Below are 3,114 nucleotides of genomic sequence, written 5' to 3' on the forward strand. Positions count from 1 at the left end.
CTCCATCCCGCCGGAGTGGGCGTGCCCGCCGGCGGGGAAGCGGCCGTCGGCCAGGAGGAGCAGGGCGGTGCGGCTCATGGGGCGACGGGCCCGCCTTTCGGGTTCCGGGTTTCGGGTTTCGGGTTCCGGTTCCGGGTTTCGAGTTTCGGTTCCGGATGAGGGCCGGGGAGGTCAGAAGAGGAAGTACCGCTGTGCCAGGGGGAGTTCCGTCGCGTAGTTCCGTCCGACCTCCTGTCCGTCGACGCTGGTGCGGACGTCGGAGGTGGTGGCGCCGCCGATGGTGACGTCGAAGGTGTCGGGGTCGACGCCGATCTCCGGCAACCCGTTGTTGTGCACCATGTCGGCCTTGGTGACGCCCCGGGTGGAGCGGATCGCGCGCAGCGGCTTGAGCAGTCCGGTCCGGGAGAGCTCGCCGTCGAGGGCGGCCTCGGCGACGAAGTTGAAGGAGTTCGCCCCCGGGGCGCGGCCCTGGGAGCCCCAGACCGGGCGCGGCAGATAGGGCTGCGGGGTGGGGATGGAGGCGTTGGCGTCGCCGATCTGCGCGTAGGCGATCTGGCCGCCCTTGATGACCATGTGGGGTTTCACGCCGAAGAACTTCGGCTCCCACAGGACCAGGTCGGCGAGTTTTCCGTCCTCGACGGAACCGACCTCGTGGTCGATGCCGTGGGTGATGGCGGGGTTGATCGTGTACTTGGCGATGTAACGCCGGGCCCGGAAGTTGTCCGCGTCGGCGTCGTCCTCGCGCAGATGTCCGTAGCGGGACTTCATGACGTGCGCGGTCTGCCAGGTCCGCAGGATCATCTCGCCGATGCGGCCCATGGCCTGGGCGTCGGAGGACATCATCGAGATGGCGCCCATGTCGTGGAGCAGGTCCTCGGCGGCCATGGTGGAGGGCCGGATCCGGGAGTCGGCGAACGCCATGTCCGCCTCGACCTCCGGGTTGAGGTGGTGGCAGACGATCATCATGTCGACGTGTTCCTTGACGGTGTTGACCGTGAAGGGCCGGGTGGGATTGGTCGACGCCGGCAGTACGTTCGGCTTGCTCGCGAGGCTGATCATGTCGGGGGCGTGTCCGCCGCCGGCGCCCTCGATGTGGAAGATGTGCAGGCCGCGGTAGTCGGTGGCGTCCTTGGTCCGGCGGTTCTTCTTGGTCGCGGCGAAGGTGTGGTGCACGAAGCCGGACTCGTTGAGGGAGTCGGCGTGCAGGGCGACCTGGACCCCGGTCTCCTCGCACACGTTCAGGGCGGCGTCGATCACGGCCGGGGTCGCGCCCCAGTCCTCGTGGATCTTGAAGCCGAGGGCGCCTGCCTCGACCTGGTCGTGCAGTGCCTTCTCGGAGACGGTGCTGCCCTTGGCGAGCAGGCCGATGTTGACCGGGAAGGCGTCGAGCGCCTCGAAGGTCCGCTGGATGTGCCACTTGCCGGGCGTCACGGTGGTGGCCGTGCTGCCCTCGGCGGGGCCGGTGCCGCCGCCGATCAGGGTGGTCACGCCCGACGCGAGGGCCTCGTGGATCTGGCCGGGGCACAGGAAGTGCACGTGCGTGTCGACTCCGCCGGCGGTCAGGATGCGCCCCTGGCCGGAGATCACCTCCGTCTCGGGCCCCACGACGAAGGACGACGCGCGCGGGTCGGTGTTGTCGGGCGGCGTCATGGTCTCGGGGTTGTACGCCTTGCCGATCGCCTGGATCCGGCCGTCGCGCAGTCCGACGTCGGCCTTCACCACACCCCAGTGGTCCAGGATCAGCGCCCCGGTGATCACCGTGTCCACCGGCTTGCGCTCATGGTCGCGCGGGATGTGCGACTGCCCCATGGACTCGCGGATCACCTTGCCGCCGCCGAAGACCATCTCGTCGCCGCTGCGGCCCGGTCCGCCGCACCAGTCCGCGTCGATCCTCAGCCGGAGGTTGGTGTCGGCGAGCCGGATCCGGTCCCCGGTGGTGGGCCCGTACAGGTCGGCGTAGCGGGAGCGCGGCAGCGGGTCCCAGGGCTTGGCGTTCTCGTTCTCAGTCCTGTCGGGCATCGAGGTGCTTCTCCTCTTCGCTCTTGTCGGCCTGGAGTCCCTGGACGATCCGCTCCCCCGCGACGGGCACCAGCATCACGGTGCGCGCGTCGCCGGGCTCGAACCGTTCGGAGGTGCCGGAGGCGATGTGCAGCCGCATCCCGTGGGCGTCCTCGCGGGTGAAGGCCAGGCCCCCGTTGGCCTCGGCGAAGTGGAAGTGGGAGCCCACCTGGATCGGACGGTCCTCGGGGTTGGCCACCTTCAACGGCACGGGTGTGGCGCCCACGTTGAACGCCACCCGGTACTCGTCCTCGTCCGGCAGCAGCTCCCGCTTCCCCGGATGGACGTCCACCTCGGTGTCCGCCTCGTCGAACGGGTCGTGGATGGTCACCAGCTTCGTCCCGTCCGGGAACGTCGCCTCGACCTGGACGTTGGTGATCATCTCCGGTACGCCGTCCATGACCTCGTCGCGCCGCAGCACATGGCGTCCGGACTCCATCACCGAGTCGACCGTCGCCCCGGCCCGCGCCTCCTCGTAGACGTGCGCCGTCAACAGCGCCATCACCTCGGGATAGTTCAGCGGCAGTCCGCGCTCACGGCGCCGCCGGGCGACGTCCGCCGCCACATGGACCAGCAGGCGCTCCTGCTCGTGCGGAGTCAGATGCATGCCGTCCCCCTCTCCTGTTCCGTCGCTGCACGGCGGCGTCCGCCGCAGTGGCGATCCTCGGAGAGGGGAGACTTCGACACGTGGAAAAACGGCCCCGTCATGCCGGATGGAGTGAACCGGAAGCACGGGTCGCACAGGGGCGCGGACGCGGACGCACCGTCCGCCCCCGCACCCGTGCGGGGCACTCGCCTATTCGGCGGCGACGAACCGGAGACGGCGGCGGGGGCGCGCGGGCGAACCGTGGGTGCGACCGCGCAGTTCCTGGACGAGGGCCACCGGGGCGGCCGGGCCCGGGCGACGGAGAACACGGCGATCCGGTCGCCCGTGCCGGGGCCGGGCGACGGAGAACACGGCGATCCGGTCGCCCGTGCCGGGGCCGGCCGCCCCCCGGTCCGGTCGGGGTGACGCCGGAGGCGGCCGGAAGTGCCGGGTGCCGCCCGGGGCGCAGG

2 protein-coding genes and 1 pseudogene are annotated in these 3,114 nt (G+C 70.7%); all 3 read right to left on the reverse strand.

What is annotated here, in order from left to right:
* Positions 1-78 (reverse strand): annotated as a pseudogene (locus tag B7767_RS45095) (urease accessory protein UreF); the annotation flags it as partial.
* A 93-nt stretch (positions 79-171) separates the two neighbouring features.
* A complete protein-coding gene (locus B7767_RS32740) occupies positions 172-2,019 on the reverse strand; it encodes an urease subunit alpha (protein WP_085575291.1) in 1,848 nt (615 codons plus the stop codon).
* Positions 2,003-2,665 (reverse strand): urease subunit gamma, encoded by a 663-nt coding sequence (locus tag B7767_RS32745; RefSeq protein ID WP_085575292.1) that lies wholly within the window; start codon positions 2,663-2,665, stop codon positions 2,003-2,005. The genes B7767_RS32740 and B7767_RS32745 overlap by 17 nt, the downstream gene beginning before the upstream one ends.
* Between the last annotated feature and the right edge of the window lie 449 nt (positions 2,666-3,114).

This window comes from Streptomyces sp. 13-12-16 (assembly GCF_002114215.1).
In the GTDB taxonomy this organism is placed as follows: Bacteria; Actinomycetota; Actinomycetes; order Streptomycetales; family Streptomycetaceae; genus Streptomyces.

Bases quoted from the DNA above. Each gene is read 5' to 3' on its own strand.
- B7767_RS32740 (WP_085575291.1), bottom strand. From the start codon at position 2,019: ATGCCCGACAGGACTGAGAACGAGAACGCCAAGCCCTGGGACCCGCTG.
- B7767_RS32745 (WP_085575292.1), bottom strand. From the start codon at position 2,665: ATGCATCTGACTCCGCACGAGCAGGAGCGCCTGCTGGTCCATGTGGCG.